Origin of the sequence: [Clostridium] celerecrescens 18A (genome assembly GCF_002797975.1) — a bacterium.
Taxonomy (GTDB): Bacteria; Bacillota; Clostridia; order Lachnospirales; family Lachnospiraceae; genus Lacrimispora; species Lacrimispora celerecrescens.
In genome coordinates this window covers 1,283,954-1,301,204 of the sequence record NZ_PGET01000001.1, presented here as the reverse complement: position 1 = coordinate 1,301,204, position 17,251 = coordinate 1,283,954, and the positions used below count along the sequence as shown (strand labels likewise).

At 44.6% G+C, this 17,251-nt stretch carries 13 protein-coding genes and 1 tRNA gene; 1 reads left to right on the top strand and 13 read right to left on the bottom strand.

Annotated features, from left to right (window positions below; genetic code table 11):
- Window positions 1–20 precede the first annotated feature (20 nt).
- Genes H171_RS06030 through H171_RS06005 form a run of 6 tightly spaced genes read right to left on the bottom strand, consistent with a single transcriptional unit; the run spans window position 21 to window position 7,196 of the window.
- The gene (locus H171_RS06030; protein WP_100304334.1) at window positions 21–1,382 is read right to left on the bottom strand and encodes an FAD-dependent oxidoreductase; all 1,362 of its coding nucleotides are present in this window, start codon (window positions 1,380–1,382) and stop codon (window positions 21–23) included.
- Window positions 1,360–1,929: a hypothetical protein gene (locus H171_RS06025; protein ID WP_100304333.1), complete on the bottom strand. Its 570-nt coding sequence runs from the start codon at window positions 1,927–1,929 to the stop codon at window positions 1,360–1,362. The genes H171_RS06030 and H171_RS06025 overlap by 23 nt, the downstream gene beginning before the upstream one ends.
- Before the next feature lie 25 nt (window positions 1,930–1,954).
- Window positions 1,955–4,108, bottom strand: a complete 2,154-nt coding sequence (locus H171_RS06020) for a hydantoinase/oxoprolinase family protein (RefSeq protein WP_100304332.1) — start codon at window positions 4,106–4,108, stop codon at window positions 1,955–1,957.
- A 24-nt stretch (window positions 4,109–4,132) separates the two neighbouring features.
- Window positions 4,133–5,434: a C4-dicarboxylate ABC transporter gene (locus tag H171_RS06015; protein WP_100304331.1), complete on the bottom strand. Its 1,302-nt coding sequence runs from the start codon at window positions 5,432–5,434 to the stop codon at window positions 4,133–4,135.
- A gap of 32 nt (window positions 5,435–5,466) precedes the next feature.
- On the bottom strand, window positions 5,467–6,162 hold the full coding sequence (locus H171_RS06010; protein WP_100304330.1) for a hypothetical protein: 696 nt from the start codon (window positions 6,160–6,162) through the stop codon (window positions 5,467–5,469).
- 47 nt (window positions 6,163–6,209) lie between these two features.
- Window positions 6,210–7,196: a winged helix-turn-helix transcriptional regulator gene (locus H171_RS06005; protein WP_100304329.1), complete on the bottom strand. Its 987-nt coding sequence runs from the start codon at window positions 7,194–7,196 to the stop codon at window positions 6,210–6,212.
- A gap of 300 nt (window positions 7,197–7,496) precedes the next feature.
- Between H171_RS06005 and H171_RS06000 the strand changes: the two genes are divergently transcribed.
- The gene (locus H171_RS06000) at window positions 7,497–9,140 is read left to right on the top strand and encodes a sensor domain-containing diguanylate cyclase (protein WP_100304328.1); all 1,644 of its coding nucleotides are present in this window, start codon (window positions 7,497–7,499) and stop codon (window positions 9,138–9,140) included.
- Window positions 9,141–9,187: 47 nt separating this feature from the next.
- Here H171_RS06000 and H171_RS05995 read toward each other — a convergent pair whose 3' ends face one another.
- The 7 genes from H171_RS05995 to H171_RS05965 all read right to left on the bottom strand — a co-directional run bounded on the left by H171_RS05995 (window position 9,188) and on the right by H171_RS05965 (window position 17,243).
- Window positions 9,188–9,625: a family 1 glycosylhydrolase gene (locus H171_RS05995; RefSeq protein ID WP_100304327.1), complete on the bottom strand. Its 438-nt coding sequence runs from the start codon at window positions 9,623–9,625 to the stop codon at window positions 9,188–9,190.
- A gap of 96 nt (window positions 9,626–9,721) precedes the next feature.
- A tRNA-Leu gene (locus tag H171_RS05990) sits at window positions 9,722–9,805 on the bottom strand.
- Between the two features lie 121 nt (window positions 9,806–9,926).
- Window positions 9,927–11,819, bottom strand: coding sequence for a substrate-binding domain-containing protein (locus H171_RS05985; protein WP_242976875.1), 1,893 nt, complete (start codon window positions 11,817–11,819; stop codon window positions 9,927–9,929).
- Window positions 11,800–13,590: a cache domain-containing sensor histidine kinase gene (locus H171_RS05980; protein ID WP_100304326.1), complete on the bottom strand. Its 1,791-nt coding sequence runs from the start codon at window positions 13,588–13,590 to the stop codon at window positions 11,800–11,802. The genes H171_RS05985 and H171_RS05980 overlap by 20 nt, the downstream gene beginning before the upstream one ends.
- 82 nt (window positions 13,591–13,672) lie before the next feature.
- On the bottom strand, window positions 13,673–14,686 hold the full coding sequence (locus H171_RS05975; RefSeq protein ID WP_100304325.1) for an ABC transporter permease subunit: 1,014 nt from the start codon (window positions 14,684–14,686) through the stop codon (window positions 13,673–13,675).
- Window positions 14,686–15,720 (bottom strand): ABC transporter permease, encoded by a 1,035-nt coding sequence (locus tag H171_RS05970; RefSeq protein ID WP_100304324.1) that lies wholly within the window; start codon window positions 15,718–15,720, stop codon window positions 14,686–14,688. Before H171_RS05970 ends, H171_RS05975 begins: the two co-directional genes overlap by 1 nt.
- Window positions 15,717–17,243: a sugar ABC transporter ATP-binding protein gene (locus H171_RS05965; RefSeq protein WP_100304323.1), complete on the bottom strand. Its 1,527-nt coding sequence runs from the start codon at window positions 17,241–17,243 to the stop codon at window positions 15,717–15,719. Before H171_RS05965 ends, H171_RS05970 begins: the two co-directional genes overlap by 4 nt.
- Window positions 17,244–17,251 lie beyond the last annotated feature (8 nt).

Genomic DNA, 17,251 nt, shown 5'->3' with positions numbered 1-17,251 from the left:
GCTTTTCCGGATCTAAAAATTCAATTATATGGCTCAAGAAAAGCGCCATGATCCTTTAAAAGATTCTGAAGCTGTGCTACGTCGATTGCGGCAACCCCAACTCCCTGTTTTGCCGCAATCGCTGCCGCAGTACCGGCCCCTTCACTGATCGCCATCAGTATGGGTGTTACGCGGACCGCAGCACAGGCTTCATGAGTCGCACTGATGCATCGCCCGGCTACCAGAAGATTATCCAGTTCATTTGTATACAAACAACGGTATGGGATGGAGTACCAGCTACCTTTCTTTAAATAATGATGCTCCATTGTTCCTCCATCAGGAGAATGGATGTCGATGGGATATCCGCCCATGGCAATGGCATCTTCAAACATTTTGTTCTCTAATAAATCGGAGGCAGTTAACCGATAAGCGCCGTTTATCTTACGGCTTTCCCGTATCCCGATATGCGGTCCTGTGGTAACGATAACCGCATTTTCAAATCCAGGGATGTATCTTCTCATAAATGCAACTATGGCATGTGCCTGTTTTCTGCCCTCTATCTCTGCTTCCGTTAAATCAAAAGAATCCAGAGCGCTTTTTTTAATGATTCGGGACATGTTAAGGATATATTCTCCGGAATTATTGGTTTCAAAGCAAAGTACCATATCTCTGTCAATCGGGAATTCCCCCTTATCCTTTGCCTTACTGATAACAGAATAAGCCCCTTGCATGCCGCTTCTGGGAATCAGCTGCAGACGTTCGAATGGAATGGTCTCAAGCATATCATCAGAGTTCTTCTTTATGTATTCGATCATCTTATTCCGATCCACATTGCATACCTTGACATTCATTGTCATGGGCTGAGCCAGATGATCCTCCTCTCTGCCGTAAACACTTCCGATTCCTGCATGGGTGGCCAGATCCCCGTCTGCTGATGCATCAATGAACACGGATGCGGATACATCAAAGAACCCCTGTTTTGCATACAGATGTACCTTGCGGATCTTGCGGTCCTCCCATTCACAGCCTGTATAGACGGTATGATAGAGCAGATCAGCTCCAGCCTCTTTTACCATGGTCTCAAGAATCAGTTTCATTCCCTCTGCATCAAACGGGGTTACGGAACTGGCATACCCCACAAAGTCCTCCATATGGCCTGGAGAAAAGCCTTCTTTTACCATACGCGCTACAATTTCCTCAGCAATTCCCTGCACGACTTGCATACTTCCAGCATGGAATGTCATCTGGGGACCCGTTCCGGCCGCAGTAAGCATACCGCCCAGATATCCATTCTGCTCTACCAAAAGAGTCCTGGCACCGGATCTGGCACTGGCGATTGCGGCTACAGTACCGGCAGGCCCTCCTCCAATAATGACCACATCATAGTTTAAGTTCTGTTGCATATCTCTCCTCCTTTATCAGCTGTTCATAGCGGCAGGCAAAGGCATGAGCACCGATTTCCGATAGTGCCCGTATCCCGGTCCGTCCGATTTTCAGACTGCCTATCCTTAGCATTGGCACCAGATATTCTTTACTCGTAAATCCCAGTTCACTCCATTCAAGATAATGGTAATATTCATGGCTTAAAATCAGGTTCATAGCTTCCGCCATTTCCATTTTGTTTTCTTTTGCCCAAAGTGATATGGATTTCAAATAAAGATGGATCCTCTTCTGTCCTGTCAGATAATCACTGAAATATCTCTGGTTTCCCACAACATAATCGGCATCCACTTTCTCGCAGGTTAAGCCGCTTTCTGATACAATTCTAAAAAAGTCCTTTTCCCCATTATATCGCATAAAAATCATTTCTGCTGCCGCTTCTCCCTTTTGCCACGCCCGGTCTGTAATCCTTTTTCTGTCCTCAGACCGGATTTTATGATAGCAGCTGTCACGGCTTAATTCATCCTGTGCCAATTCCTTTCCCGGAAACGGCATGGAACCCGTATTCAAAATCCAATCACCACCTTATCCACATTTATCCTTCTGTCCGGCCGGTTGCAATGATCAGGATATTTTCATCATTGCCAAAACCTGTCAGTTCCGCATTTCCCAGTGCACAAATTTGCGCTTTGCTCTGGAGTCCGGATAAATCAATGATCCGTTTCCCTGATACCAGATAAATATTGGGCAGATTGGCACCGCCGTCATTAAACACTGTCAGCTCTTCCAAATACCATTCGATTTTTGTTTCCCAGTCCGCAATCTTCACCTCTGAAACCAGGGCATTGCTTTTCTGAAGACGGATCACGCCTTCTTCATCAATCAAACGCAGGGGAGTTGTTTTCTTTTTCACCAATCCCAGAAATTTCTTTTCCAGCCTCTGGGACTGCACGGCATACATCACTCCGTTTTGAGCGGTTATGGATAACTCTCCTGGATTCCCAACCATATTTTCGGCACAAATCTTAAGAAGCTGTTCAACCGTCAGTTTTGTATTACCCAGAACCTTACTTCTCATTTCCGTGGCACCTACAGCAATTGCCCTTAAAAGGTTTTTTTGCGTATCCACTTCTACATGAACTTCAATGGTCCCGGGCGCTGCTCCGCTCTGGATTGCTTTCTGTTCCACTTCCCTGCGAATGCTTAAAATATCTTCCTGTGAGGGACTTGACACCGTTCGTTCCACCATGTCCCGTACCATGGCAAGAGCGACACCAATGGTAGAAATCACCGCGGCATTGCCTGCGATCCTGTATTTATGCTTCATAGTCTTTGCAAGATGGGGAACCACACTGGCCGCTCCGCCTCCGCCTCCTACAAATACGGTCTGTTCCGGCCGCATTTTATAGTCCTTTATAAGCTGTTCTGCAACCTTTGCATTCTTGGCTGCTGCGAATGCCATAGCCTTTTCTGCCGCCTCTTCTACGGTGCAGCCCATTTGATCTGCCAATGGCTTCCAGGCTTTCCTTGCTGCTTCCACATTCCCATAGGAATAGTCCTCCGGCCTGACGTAACCGGCTATGTTAGCGGCTCCCGCCATGGTGAGGGTCACCCGTACTCCATTGTCACATTCAATAACCGCATATTCCGGATCAGAAGGTACGGGCCTGACCGTCATAAGCCTTGGATTTTTAATAAGGCCGGCATCGGTATAAACTTCATAATCCAAACCGGCAATATGAGCGCTTCGCGGCCCCATGTTAACAGCTTTGCCATCCTTTATCTGTACCATGCTCCCCCCGCCGATGCCCACGGTTCTTACATCAAGACTGCTTAAATAGGTTTTATGTCCTCCCACTTCTGCATATTGGATCATAACCTTGCCATCCTTTACGCAGGATATATCCGTAGAGGTGCCGCCGACTTCAAAAAACAGACCATCCGTCAGCTTTTCATACATCAGAGCACCGGCTACACCGGCTGCCGGACCCGAGAGAATTGTCATAATCGGCCGGTTTCTTACCTCATCCACAGTCATAACGCCTCCATCGCAGCGCATTACCATCAGAGGGTTTTTGATTCCAGCCTCTATGATGCTCGTTTCTGTCATAGTCGCCGCCTCAAGCATCTTAGGCATAATGCTGGCATTCACTACGGCCGTCCTGGTTCTTATTTTCAGACCGTATAGCTTTGATATTTCATTGGTAGCCGTGCCCGGGATATTCATTTCCTTGCATTTTTCCAGAGCCAGATTCTCATGATACGGATCATCCACACTGAAAGCCTCTGCTGCTACAATGCTGGAAGTCCCTCGTTCTCTTAAAGTGCGGATGGCGTCCACGATCCTGCTTCCCAGACTGTCCTTATCCGATGTGTCCACATATTCGTTCTGGCTTTCCAAAAATTTACCGGCTGCCAGTTCTATATTGCTGATGTTGGTATCCGACCTGCTTTTTGCCCCCTGCAAACCGCTTCCAAGCGTTACAATTCCAACCGGAGCCACATCTCCTTCCAGAAGTGCATTGGTTGCCTGAGTCGTACCGTGAGCGATAAAAACAACGTCATCTGGATTAATATGACAATCCTCCATAATGCGCTGCAGCGCCTGAACAATTCCTTCTGCCACCCCCTGCCTGGAATTGTGGGTAGTAGGAGTTTTCACCACTCCTATTAATTCAAAAGTTTCATTATCAATGGCAGCGGCATCCGTAAAGGTACCGCCCACATCAATCCCAATGCGTACTTTCATAAAATAAATTCTCCTGTCGATTACTTAAAAGTATATGAATGCCGAGATGATTACACCGATCACGGAAATCGTCCAAAGATAGGGCAATAGTTTTTTAGTAATAGTATTAACGTCGACCTCGGCGAAATTAGCCGTCCAGACGTTTTGTGTATTGGTAGGATCCCCACAGCCCTGAATCCTTTCAGCGGAAAGAAATGCCCCCATAACAGCCTGCGGATTCAGTGTGCCAAGTCCGATCACCAGGGCTGCAATTCCGGAACCCAGTCCAAACAGATTCATAGGACCTCTGTATAGGGATAATGGTGCCAGGATGGAAAAAAAGATTATGTATCCGACTTTAGAAGTTGGGATTACGGCAAGTAAAAACGGGTTCAGCACTTCCTTTACCATGGCGTGAGTCACTGCTAGATACAAGATTCCAATGCCCACCATTAAGATGATTGCAGGCGCTGCATCAGTAATTCCGTCATAACAGGTTTTTACAAGCAGATTCATGGCTTTGGAAAAGCTTTTGGAGGTAAACAGCAGAATCCAGAAGATACCTGCCAAAAAGGAAGGAACAACGGGTATCTTTAAAAACGCTACCAGAATGATGGGAACAAGTGGAGTGATCATGGCAAGCCCACCGGCTGTTCCTCTTAACTGCTTTGTCTGGATCTGATCTGAAACAGGTGCGGAAAAAGCAAACTTTACTCCATTCTTTTTGAATTCCACAAATATCAGGATTATGGTTGCAATCAGTGTCACAGCCAGCATATAGATTTCAAACCCTTTTATTTTATCAATTTCCAATCCGAAAATGCTGGAAAATGATGTCCAGTTTGCAATATTAAAACTCAGTCCCACTGCAAATGCCATTAAAAAGATACTGGCAGCGCTGACGGCCGGAACACCCACAGAAATCAATATGGGCAAAACAATGGTTCCCACCATAATAACAGAACCCAATCCGTTTAAAGTAGTAAACAAGAGTGCAACTGCCGTTACCATGATCAGGGTAACAATTAACGGCCTGTCGCCGCCCAGCTCTGCACTTTTTTTGATGATATTTTCGGTCACTCCAGTCTTATTCATCAGCTGTCCTAACCAGGCACCGAAGATAACTGCCATAATAGCAGATCCCATTCTGACAGTACCGGCTTCTAAAACAGTAGAAAGCCAGCCAATCTGAGCCCCTTCTCCATTCACTCCCACTGCCGGAACTCCTGCAATCACGCAGATGACAACCGCCAAAAAGGGAAGAGCAAGCAAAGTAGGCAGTTTTTTTGCCATCATAAAAGCTGCAATAACTAGAAAAGCAATGATGATACATGTTCCCTGTAACATACGAAATCCTCCATTTTTCAAATATATGGTGTTTATAATTTATCTACCGCATTCCGGAACTGTCCGGTTACTTTTTTTACCTGTTCTGCAGACGGTTCCTTTCCCATGACTATGGCTCCGATCATGACGGCTTTGCAGCCGGCTTCATAAAGATGCTTTACTTCCTCCGGGTAAATCTTCTTCTGGGTAGGAATCAAAGTCGGCTTCCCTGCCTTAGCTGATATATGGGAATATCGTAAAATATCTGCATAATTAAGCGGAGTCCCGTAGCGTGCTCCCGGCTGAATGCTGCATTCCAGGATATCAATGCCGGACTGCCGGACTGCTTCCAGCGTATTCTGATCATACGTATCATCAATAGCAGCCATTTTTGTCAACACCCGGCTCTCCATCATATGACACGGCAGATGATGAATGTAGGAGGAAAAGAACCGAAGCCCCATTTGTTCCACTTCCAGCCTTTCTTCCCTTGTAATAAATGCATCTTCTCCTCCGGGTACAAGCCCAACCGGCACATCCTTGCATAGTGCAATCAATTCTTTCAGGAACTGCCTGTTCTCTTCATAAGTTCCGAATGTATGGCCGCTTGCACGGTGCCATACATTTGCATGAACTTTAATTGCCTGGGCACCTCCTTCCAATGCGGCCCTGGCCAGTTCCAGATTGTTTTCCGGCAGGCTGACCACCAGCGTAAATCTGTTTTCATTTACCACTTCTTTAAAATCCATTAACATCTCCTCTCTGAAATGCAGTCATCCGGCGGCCGTCCGGATGGCTACATTTCACAAATTACTTTTTTCAGTACTCTCTTACCTAAATCTGTTTCCATATGGTTAATCACAGGCTTTATTGCCTTGACTTCAACAGCGTGTTTTAATAAATGGCTTTTCTTTAACTGTCCGCTTACGCATTCTGCCAGACGGTCTCCCTCGTCCAGCCTGCCTGACAGATATACGTTTTCGATGGGAAACATCATGCAGATCATCTGCAATATATTTACAATTCCTTCAGAAAGTTTGTCTGCGGTCATTTTTTTACCTGTATTTTCAACGAAGGGGGTCATATCCGCTTTCTTACCCTCCGTCATATCAAGAAACGTCCCATTGGAGGTTATGGAAACAAAGATTTTTTTTCCAATCTCAATGTGTGCACTGTTCGTACTCTCTTCTTTTTTCATGATTTGCCGGAAGGAATAAACCTGAGAATATTCTTCCATGACGGGTACTTTAAACTGGGTTTTCACCGCTTCGCAAAATGATATGCTGGCAGAAGACAAAGAGGTGGAATACATGACATTAAAATCGCTGGGACTCATATCCTCCTGGAACAAAAGCCCGATTCCGGACAATTTCCCATTGCAAAAATTCTCCGCATCCTCCTTTATGCAATGGGCGACCTTTTCAAGCAGTTCATTGCCGGTAATGTAATAATCAGATATCAGAACGCTATGCTTTTTTTCAAGTGCCAGATCTAAAAAATGTAAAACGGCTCTTCTCCAGCCAATTTCCAATATTGCGATATATCCTTTGCTGTTATTAACCGATAATTCGATCCTTTTTCTGCCGCCAGTAGATGTGGTCACACCATTTTCCACGATCCAGCCTTTTTCTATTAATTCCGATGTCAGTGATGAAACCGTACTCGGTGAAAGCCCTATGATCTCGGATAATTCTATACGGGAAACCGTTTCCTTTTCTAAAATTACATTCATGATCAATCGCAAATTTTCCCTTTTCATGTCCTGTAAACCGCTTTTTTTCATATTTGTACAACGCCTTCCTTCTTTTTTCGGTCTCCGAAATAAGTTCTGTTTTAAAAATATATCAATTGTAACAAATTGTCAATCGAATCTTATCTATCTCTTTCATTTTAAGCAATGTGCACGAATTTATTTTTCGTTTTTGTCAAAATCCTCCAATATTTTGTGACCATAAACCGTAATTCATCTATTTAAAAATATTTTCTATATTTATATCTTTTTGTGCATTTTTTGACAACATGCATCATATATTCTATATAAGGCCAATTTCTATTTTCATAGCACTTATGGGAGAAAGTGAAAATGAACGGAGAAACTTTTTTAGACCGCATTCCTTGCGGCATACTGAAGCTTAAAACTGATGATGATCTTACCATTCTTTACTCCAATCAGGCGATTAAAGCACTATTTCAAACGCCTGCTTCACTTCAGGACATGGTATGTGAATCAGAATATCCGGAGCTGCTTGCGGAAATACGCAGCCACCTGACGGGCGAAGCAGCCAGTTTTGAATTAGAATTCAAAGCAAAAATACAAAAAAGCTGCATCTGGTGTTCCTTACAATTGAATTACATCCCTGAGGAGGAACTTATGTACTGTGCTATCTCCGATATCACATGTATGAAAAAATTCCAGGAACACTTACGGATCCGTGAAGAACAATACCGGCTGGCAAGCCGGCATTCGGGCTGCCTTGTAAGCATCTATGACATCCCTTCCAGAACCCTATCTCCATCGCCTGAATTTTCCAGAACTTTCCCCTTTCCCTACACCCAGCCGCTCTCCCCCGAATTCCTTATTGAAAACGGCATTGTGCATAAGGAAAGCGTCACCGATTTTCTGGAATTTTATGATGACATGGAAAAGGGGATACCCGAGGGAAAGTGCATCACACGCCTGAAAATATGTTCCGGAGATTATCATTGGTTTTCCTCACAATATTCCCTGGTGTGCACTGAGGAGCAAAAACCTCTCAGGGGAATCATATCCTACCAGGATATTACGGATCAATATGAAAAAGAACTGGCTTATCAAAAGTGGATGGAATACATGCGTGAACAGAAAAAGGACTGTATCGGCTATTACGAATATAATTTAAAATTCGACTTATTTGAAGAAATCATTGGAGAAATGACTCAGACCATGCCGGAATATGTCTCCAATTCATTTTCCAGCATTATGACCTACATAGCAGAGAATCATATTTTTGAAGAAGACCGGGAGATGTTTCTAAAATTCTTCAATAAAAACCAATTGCTCTACCACTACTATCGGGGGAACCGGTCTTTACGGCTGGAACACCGGCGTATACGCCCTGATTCCACCGTCTACTGGGGACTTGGCATGGTGCAGATTGTTTCCGATCCTTATACTGATACGATTAAGGCATTTATTCTCATTAAGGATATTGATGCTTCCAAACGAGAGGCCCTGAATCTTCAGGAGCTTTCCAAACAGGATTCCCTTACCGGGCTGCTTAACAGAGCAACTGCCATACATGCAATCCGCAATACATTAAAAAACAGCCAGGGACATCACATCCTAATTATGCTGGATATTGACCGTTTCAAGCAACTGAATGATAATTACGGCCATCAGTTTGGGGATAAGGCCCTCCACCGCGCCGCTTCAAGACTTAAATCCGCTTTAAGGCGCGATGACATCTTCGGACGGCTGGGAGGCGATGAGTTCATCATATTATTGAAAGATGTGGCATACAGCATGGATTTGTACGCTCGTCTGGAAAATTTATGCAGTCTCATAGGCAGTGCTCTGGAACCGGAAGCACATATTTCCGGCAGTCTGGGAACAGCCGCCTATCCGGAAGACGGTACTGTATTTGAGGAATTATATGAAAAGGCTGACATTGCTCTTTATCACGCGAAGAAACACGGCCGCAGCCAGTATGCGGTTTATGAACCTGGTATGAGTATGGCAAAATTATAAAAGTTCAGGGTGCTGCAGATCAATCATTGATTTAACAGCACCCTTTTTTAATAAGCAGCCAAGCGGATTATGAAGATCCGGTTGATTTGAACTGTACCGCAACTTACTAAATCAATTGCGGTCCAAACAGTGTACCCGAATATCTCCACACCGTCTTTTACCGCTTCTTTCATCGCAGCAACATGCTCACGCAGAAACTCAATGCGATAGGTATCATGCACATATCCGGACTCTTCTAATTTATCATTTGCACCAAGTCCATTTTCCGCTACAAAAAGCGGTACTTGATATTTATCATACAATCGATTCAGTGTAATTCGAAATCCAAGGGGATCGATGGGCCAGTTCCACTCTGTTGTCTTTAAATATGGATTGGGCTCGCTATCAACCAGGTTTCCGGATACACGGGTTCCTGTATCATCGTACTTAGCAACATAAGTATTATAAAAGCTAAAAGAAATAAAATCTGATGTATTTGATGCCAGTAATTAAAATTATTGTCAACCCAAAATTAATAATTAATCACAGGATCGTACAAAAAATGTCCTGTGGTGTTCTCCACAGGACATTAAGTATAGCCATGCAGAAGAAGGGACTTGAACCCTCAAGGTATTGCTACCACACGGACCTGAACCGTGCGCGTCTGCCAATTCCGCCACTTCTGCCTTTTAATTGTTCGAATTGGTAATTCAATTCGTACAATTATAATACTATACTTTTAGCAAATAATCAAGTACTTTTTTATTTTCTTTTCGGCAAAGAATATTCCAGTGAAAATGGCAATCCTTAATATTCTCTGGTTTTGATAACGGCCTCCGCATCCGACTGATCGTACACCTTTTCTTCTGTTATAATCCGAAGAGGCATTTCCTTTCCTGCAATCATATCCCGGATCGCCTTCATAAGCGGAGGACCTAAAAGCGGACTGCATTCCACGGCACAGTTCAGCTTGCCGTCTATCATTGCCTGAAACGCTTCTTTCGTCGCATCCACGGAAACAATTGTTATATCCTTCCCCGGCTTCAATCCATGTGCCTCCAATGCTTTAATCGCTCCAAGGGCCATATCGTCGTTGTGGGAATAGATAATATCCACATCCCAGGTGTGACTGTTTATGTATTCCTCGACAACCTGTTTTCCTCCTTCGAACGTAAAATCACCATAATCCGTATATATAATCTGGTACTGGGGATTCTCCTTTAATATTTCGAAGAAACCTTTTTTTCTCTCTTCCGTGGGTGTCGCGCCTTCGCTTCCCTGAAGCTCTAAAATATGAACAATTCCATGCTCCGGTTTTACATGTTCCTTTAGCCAGCGCATGGCTCTTCGCCCTTCCTCTAAAAAATCAGCGCCAATATACGTGGTTGTTAAATCATCTCCCGCCTCGATTCTGCGGTCGGACATTACTACAGGAATATTGGCTTCCTTTGCCTCTTTCAGTACCTCATCCCAGCCTGTCTCGATCACCGGAGAAACTACGATTACATCTACCTTCTCCTTAATGAACCTTCGGATCGCTTCAATCTGCTTTTTTTGAGACTGGTCTGCGCTGTCAAAAAGAAGTTCCATATGAAACTCCCTGGCTGCTTCCTGGATCGAGCGGGTGTTGGCAAGCCTCCACTGGCTCTCCTGCCCCACCTGGGAATATCCTACGGTAATTCTCCTGCCATCGTCGATACTTTCTCTGTCAAGAGCTGCCAGATACTCACCGGCATTCTGAGGATAGATCGTATGACTTCTTAAAATGACCTGCTTGGGAACACCGCTTTCCTTCCGAAGAATATTAATGGCATATTGCACTGCCTCTTTCCCACCTGTAGGGCAGGAAATCGTTGCCGCAAGCTTTCCTTTTCTCACCAGGTCTACTCCTTCGTTTTCTCCTGTAAAGCCGTCGCATCCGATGACTTTTATCGTCTCAGCAAGATTCCTGTCTTTTAGTGCCTGGTATGCTCCAAAGGCTACCGAATCATTGTTGGCAAATATCAGGGAAACACCTTTTAGTTCCTCCTGCATGGCAAAAACCGCATCATAGGCAGGATCCTTCATATCATTTTTTAGATCACAGACGGTCTTTTCTATATCAGGATAGTCCCTGATCACAGAATCAAACCCATCGCTTCGCTCCTCGCTCTGAAGGGAACCAGCCGTTGCACGAAGCTCGAGGATCTTTCCCTTCCCGTTTTCAAGAAGCCGGGCCGCACATTCTCCGCCCTGCTTCCCGATCAGATTATTATCCGGACCGATAAACAGGTTATAATCAAAGCCTTCCACGCTTCGGTCCATAACAATTACAGGAACTCCCTCCTGATATACATCTCTGACTTTCTTTGTGAGACGGCTGGAATCGCAGGGAGAGATGATCAAAAGGTCTATGCCAAAATCCAGAAGCCTGTCAACATCCTTTTCCTGCTTTTCTACGCTGGAGGTGGCGTCTGCAGTTACGATCCTGATATTGGGATACTTTCCCGCCTCCTCCTGGATCTCATTAATCAGAGCAACCCGCCATGCTTCCCGCATGTTTGCCTGAGAAACTCCGATCACATATTCCACATCACTTTTATAAACCGTCTGTGTAATTGCCCCGTTATATATTCGGTATCCCAAAAAGATGAATACCGATACCAGTAATACCATTAGTAATTTCGTTCTTTTTTCCATTTTATCCTTTTTCAAGATCATTCTGAACTTCTTTCGGAATTCGTATAACAATACGCGTCCCCTGCCCCTCTTTGCTTTCCACCAATACCTGGAACTGATCTCCGTACCGGATGCGAAGCCGCTCCTTAATATAAAACAAACCAAAGCTTCTGTTTTTGCCGGCTTCTCCCGGTTCATTTAATAATCTGGATAATTCCCAAACCTTTTCTTCTTCCATACCCCTTCCGTCATCCCATACCTCCAGGCTCACCCAATCATCTTCCACCCGTCCAGTGATCTTTAGATGCCCGTCTCCATTCTTCATCTTAACCCCATGGTAAATGGAGTTTTCCACCAACGGCTGAAGGATCATTTTGGGAAGAACCACCTTCATACAGTCTTCCTCCGCCTGAATTTCATACTGAACCTTAGGCCCGTAACGGATTTTCTGTATGTAGAGATAATTGGAAATATATCGGATTTCTTCTTCAATGGTAATATAGTCTTTGCCCTTGCTTAAGCTGATACGAAAAACATTGGTAAGAGCATCCACAAGATGAACAATGTCATAAGCGGAATGCTCTCTGGCCATCCAGCCTATGGTGTCCAAAGTATTGTATAAGAAATGCGGCTTAAACTGTTCCTGAACTGCCTTAAGCTGTGCTTTCCGTTTATTTTCCTGTTCTTTATAAACCTCTTCCATCAATTCTTGTATTCGCTCAAGCATCTGATTGAACCGGCGGCCAAGCTCACTGACCTCATCCAGATAATCACCTTCAAACCGAACGGATAAGTTGCCTTTTTCCGTCTCCTTCATCAGGTTGCGGAGCCTGACTATGGGTTTTGTGACCGTCTCTGAAATTTTTACCGCCACAATAAATACCGTGAGAATTGTTAAAACCAAAACCCAGCCAAACATGATCAGCATGGTATTGATTCCGCCCATGATTTCACGGTAAGATGAGACGCTGACAGTCTTCCAGCCCGTATAGGCGGATTTCTGATAACTGATCTGATACTTTTCCCCATTGGTAACCGCAGTTACAGGTTCTTCTTCATTCCAAAGCCATTCCGGGCGGATGCGGTAGACGATTTTATTGGTTGGTGCATATACTAAATGATTCTGTTCATCCAGGACGAATACAAATCCATTTTCACCGATGTTGGCATCCTGAATGGCAGATGAAATAATTTCATGCTTTACATCAAACAGCAGTACGCCTACTCTCTCCCCTGTCTCCGGGTCAATAACAGCTTTCATAACTGAAAATACATCATCAATGCTGTAGGCGGCCTCCGTAACAATATTCCTTCCGGTAACATTGCTGATGATCTGCATTTCACCTGGAGATGCCGCTGCTTTTTCATACCAGACTTCTTTGACAAACGGGTCCCGGGAGATTCTGGACATCCCGGTTCCCACATACATATCATGCTCCGTGGCAAAAAAGATGCCCGCAATTTCATCATGTGTTTCCGCCACTGTCTCAAAGCTGTTTTTCAGGGCTGTTTCGTACGCTTCCCAGCGGCTGTCCTCAGCAGATGGGATCTTATTAAGATGCATTGGCTCAATAATCCTGATCAGCATATTTGCAGTCTTTTCAATACTGCTTATGTAGATATCCGTTGTATGCTGCACCTGCCCTACCAGCAAAGATGTATGCTGGGTCACATTGCGCTCCGCCTCTCTGGTCGAGCTGATAATCCCCAATAATCCAACAAAGCAAAAAGGAATGAGCGCAATAAAAATATGAGAATTGATCATTTTATCACGAATTTTCATATCCATGAATCTTTTCGTCCAATATTTCATTGCTCTCACTCCTATTTTCATTTCATATCCCCTGCTTCATCAGTATACCGAAGTTAACAGACTCTTACAACTGCTTTATGCTTTAATATTCGTTCTTCCCCTTTGATTTTTCTGCGCGGATCGCGATGATTCTCTGTATTACGATAAAGAAACACAGAAGCGCCGCAATGGTAACTTTCGTCCACCAGGTATTTAAATTCTGATAGGTAACGATCGTCTGGATAATTCCCTCTATCATGACTCCGACTGCCGTACCCGCCACAGTACCTACGCCTCCGGTCAGCAGGGTGCCGCCGATCACAGCGGAAGAAAGTGCATCCAGTTCCAGACCCAGATTTTGGAGCCCGAATCCAGCCAGAGTGTAAAAACTGAACACGATTCCTCCGAGAGCGGCACAAAAGCTGCTGATTCCATATGCCGCAATTTTCGTTCTTGCAACATTTAATCCCATGAGGCTAGCAGACGTTTCTCCTCCTCCCAGTGCATATAAACACCTGCCAAACTTTGTATATCTCAGGGTATAGACCGCAGCCGCAAACACAATCAAAAGAATAAATACATAGTAATAAATTTTCCCGTTCCACGCTTTCGCTTCTCCCAGATGAACTGCCACCTTCCCAAGTGCCATGGTCTTAAAAAACGGATCACTGATGGGAATGGAGCGTTCACTGATTACAACGCAAAGTCCCCGCATTAAAAACTGGCCTGCCAAAGTCACAATGAACGGCTGAAGCTTAAAATAATGAATCAGGGCCCCTTGGGTACAGCCTACGATGATTCCTGCAAGAAGCATCAGTAGGATTACCAGAAATGCCGGGACTCCCCGCTCCAGCAGGTAAGCAGATCCTACGCCGGTAAATGCTATGGTAGAGGCGATGGAGATATCGATTCCTCCGCTTATCAGCACAAAGGTAGCTCCGATTGCCGCAATCATTAAGTATGCGTTGTCATTAAAAAGATTTAAAAAGGTTGATAAAGATAAAAAGTTATTATACTTTACTGAACCAAACAGAAACATCAGGACAAACAGCACAACGGTGATAACCAGCGAAATATTATTGATCTGAACTCTTTTTCTTTTTCCCGCCTGCTCCATCAGTTACCAACCACCTTTCTGTTTATCATTTTGCGCTTGATGACCAGATCCTTAAACTGTTTTGACTGGGACAGACAGATGATTATAATCAACAATGCCTTTAACACACGGATATAAGCCGCCGGAACTCCCAGGGCCAGTACTGTTGTTGTGATGCTCTGCACGATCAATGCTCCTATGACGCTGGCTGGAATGGAAAAACGCCCGCCCATTAAGTTGGTTCCTCCAATTGCTACGGCAAGAATGGCATCCATTTCAATCCCCAGTCCTGCATTATTGCAGTCCGCACCCTTAATCCCGGCACTTTCAATCAAACCTGCCACCGCAGCAAAGGCTCCGGAAAGTGTATAGATTGCCAGCAGCATCCGGTCAACCTTAATGCCCACATACTTTGAGGCAGTCGGATTGCAGCCTACGGATTCTAAAAACAGGCCAAATGCCGTTCTTCCTGTAAACAGAACCAAAAAACCCACTAGAAAAACGACAATAAACAAGGGGAAGGGAATACCGAGAATATAACCTCCGTTGATAAAATAATAGGCTTCCGAAGTAATCGTAACGATCTTTCCCCTGGTAATCAGCTGTGCGATACCCCTGCCCGCCACCATTAAAATCATGGTGGCTACAATTGGCTGGATCTTTATTTTAGCCACTAAAAATCCATTCCAGATGCCGCTGACCGTTCCTGCAAGGATCGCGAATATAATCGCCGCGGCAACATTCCCATGGAATGACGGAAAAATATTCCCGTTTACAATGCTGCAGGCAATGGCTCCGCTGATTGCCATGATAGAACCTACAGAAATATCAGTTCCGCCCGTTGCCAGTATCATAGTCATGCCGCCAGCCAGTATCATAAGCTTGCTTCCATTTCTTACAATGTCAATTATACGTCCGTATAAGTGCCCATCCACGATGGATAGTGTGAAAAATCCCCCCTTGCTTACAATACCGTTAAAGAGCAGAATTATCATAAAAATGATGAGGGGGCGGAAATACTGTTTTCCTGACAAACGATTCCAGATTTCTCTCATGACGCTTCACCTCCAGCCATAATATGCATAATTGCTTCTTCCGATATTTCTTTTCCGTTTAGCTCTCCTACCTGCTTCATATCCCGGAGCACGATCATCCTGGTGCAGCAGCGGAGCATCTCATCAATCTCCGATGATATGAAGAGTACCGCCATCCCTCTTCCTGCAAGATCCATGACAATTTTCTGTATTTCCGCCTTTGTTCCGATATCAATTCCCCTGGTTGGTTCATCAAGCATCAGAAACTCCGGATCCGTAGCAAGCCATCTGGCAAGAATTACTTTTTGCTGGTTTCCTCCGCTCAGATTCTTAATTAATTGCTCAGTGCCCGGTGTTTTGATCTGAAGTTTTTCAATATACTCCTTCGAAAGCTCTTCCGCTTCTTTCCTTGAAATCTTATGGAAGATCCCCCGTTTCACCTGAAGGGCAAGTATGATATTTTCCCAGATGGAAAGCTCTCCGATGATTCCCTCTGTCTTCCGGTTTTCCGGGCAAAAAGCGATTCCGTTCCGGATTGCGTCTAAGGGAGAATGGAGGTGAGCCGTCTCATGTTTCACCTTTACTTCTCCTTCGCTGATGGGGTCTATTCCAAATAAAATCTTGGCTGTCTCCGAACGCCCGGAACCTAAGAGCCCGGAAAAGCCCAGAACTTCTCCCATTTTCACTTTAAGCTCAAACCCCTTAACCGTTCCGGCACTGCTGACATTGGCCAGCTCTATAAAAGTCTCCTTTTCCCGTCCCTCTGCTTCCTCCGGCCGTTTAGCATTCATGTCCTTAAGCCCTGCATAATCCTTGCCTATCATTTTACCCACCAACTCTACTCTTGGCAGCTCTTTCGTCAGATAGGTTCCCACATATTTTCCGTTTCGAAGTACGGTGATTCTGTCAGTGACTTCATAAACCTGATCCAGAAAATGTGTGACAAAGACAATCCCCATTCCCTCTTTACGAAGCTTTCTCATAATTTGAAACAGCTTATCTACCTCAGCAGAGGAAAGGCTGCTGGTGGGTTCATCCAAAATCAGAACCCTGGCATCAATATCGCTGGCCCTTGCAATGGCCACCATCTGCTGGATCGCTACAGAATAATGATCCAGATTTTTTGTAACATTTATATGTAAATCAAATTTATCCAGCAGTTCACTGGCGTCGGCATTGATTTTTTTCCAATTAATGGTTCCAAACCGGTTTCTCGGTTCCCGCCCAATATAAATATTTTCCGCCACGGAAAGATTGGGACAAAGATTAACTTCCTGGTATACCGTTGAAATTCCTTCGTTTTGCGCTTCCTGTGTGGATCTCGGATTGATCTGTCTTCCGTCTAACTCAATGACTCCCCGGTCCTTGGTTTCCACTCCGGTCAGCACTTTAATGAGCGTAGATTTTCCCGCACCGTTTTCCCCTAACAAGGCATGTATTTCCCCCCGATTCAAATCAAACTGCACATCAGCCAAAGCAATAACCGCTTTCCCAAATGCCTTGGATATATTTCTCGCTGTCAAAAGCTGATTCCCAGCACTCATGGTGTTTC

What these genes read in the sequence shown, in the direction of transcription:
- H171_RS06030 (WP_100304334.1), bottom strand. Translation starts at nt 1,382, where the DNA reads ATGCAACAGAACTTAAACTATGATGTGGTCATTATTGGAGGAGGGCCT.
- H171_RS06020 (WP_100304332.1), bottom strand. Translation starts at nt 4,108, where the DNA reads ATGAAAGTACGCATTGGGATTGATGTGGGCGGTACCTTTACGGATGCC.
- H171_RS06015 (WP_100304331.1), bottom strand. Translation starts at nt 5,434, where the DNA reads ATGTTACAGGGAACATGTATCATCATTGCTTTTCTAGTTATTGCAGCT.
- H171_RS06010 (WP_100304330.1), bottom strand. Translation starts at nt 6,162, where the DNA reads ATGGATTTTAAAGAAGTGGTAAATGAAAACAGATTTACGCTGGTGGTC.
- H171_RS06005 (WP_100304329.1), bottom strand. Translation starts at nt 7,196, where the DNA reads ATGAAAAAAAGCGGTTTACAGGACATGAAAAGGGAAAATTTGCGATTG.
- H171_RS06000 (WP_100304328.1), top strand. Translation starts at nt 7,497, where the DNA reads ATGAACGGAGAAACTTTTTTAGACCGCATTCCTTGCGGCATACTGAAG.
- H171_RS05985 (WP_242976875.1), bottom strand. Translation starts at nt 11,819, where the DNA reads ATGATCTTGAAAAAGGATAAAATGGAAAAAAGAACGAAATTACTAATG.
- H171_RS05980 (WP_100304326.1), bottom strand. Translation starts at nt 13,590, where the DNA reads ATGAAATATTGGACGAAAAGATTCATGGATATGAAAATTCGTGATAAA.
- H171_RS05975 (WP_100304325.1), bottom strand. Translation starts at nt 14,686, where the DNA reads ATGGAGCAGGCGGGAAAAAGAAAAAGAGTTCAGATCAATAATATTTCG.
- H171_RS05970 (WP_100304324.1), bottom strand. Translation starts at nt 15,720, where the DNA reads ATGAGAGAAATCTGGAATCGTTTGTCAGGAAAACAGTATTTCCGCCCC.
- H171_RS05965 (WP_100304323.1), bottom strand. Translation starts at nt 17,243, where the DNA reads ATGAGTGCTGGGAATCAGCTTTTGACAGCGAGAAATATATCCAAGGCA.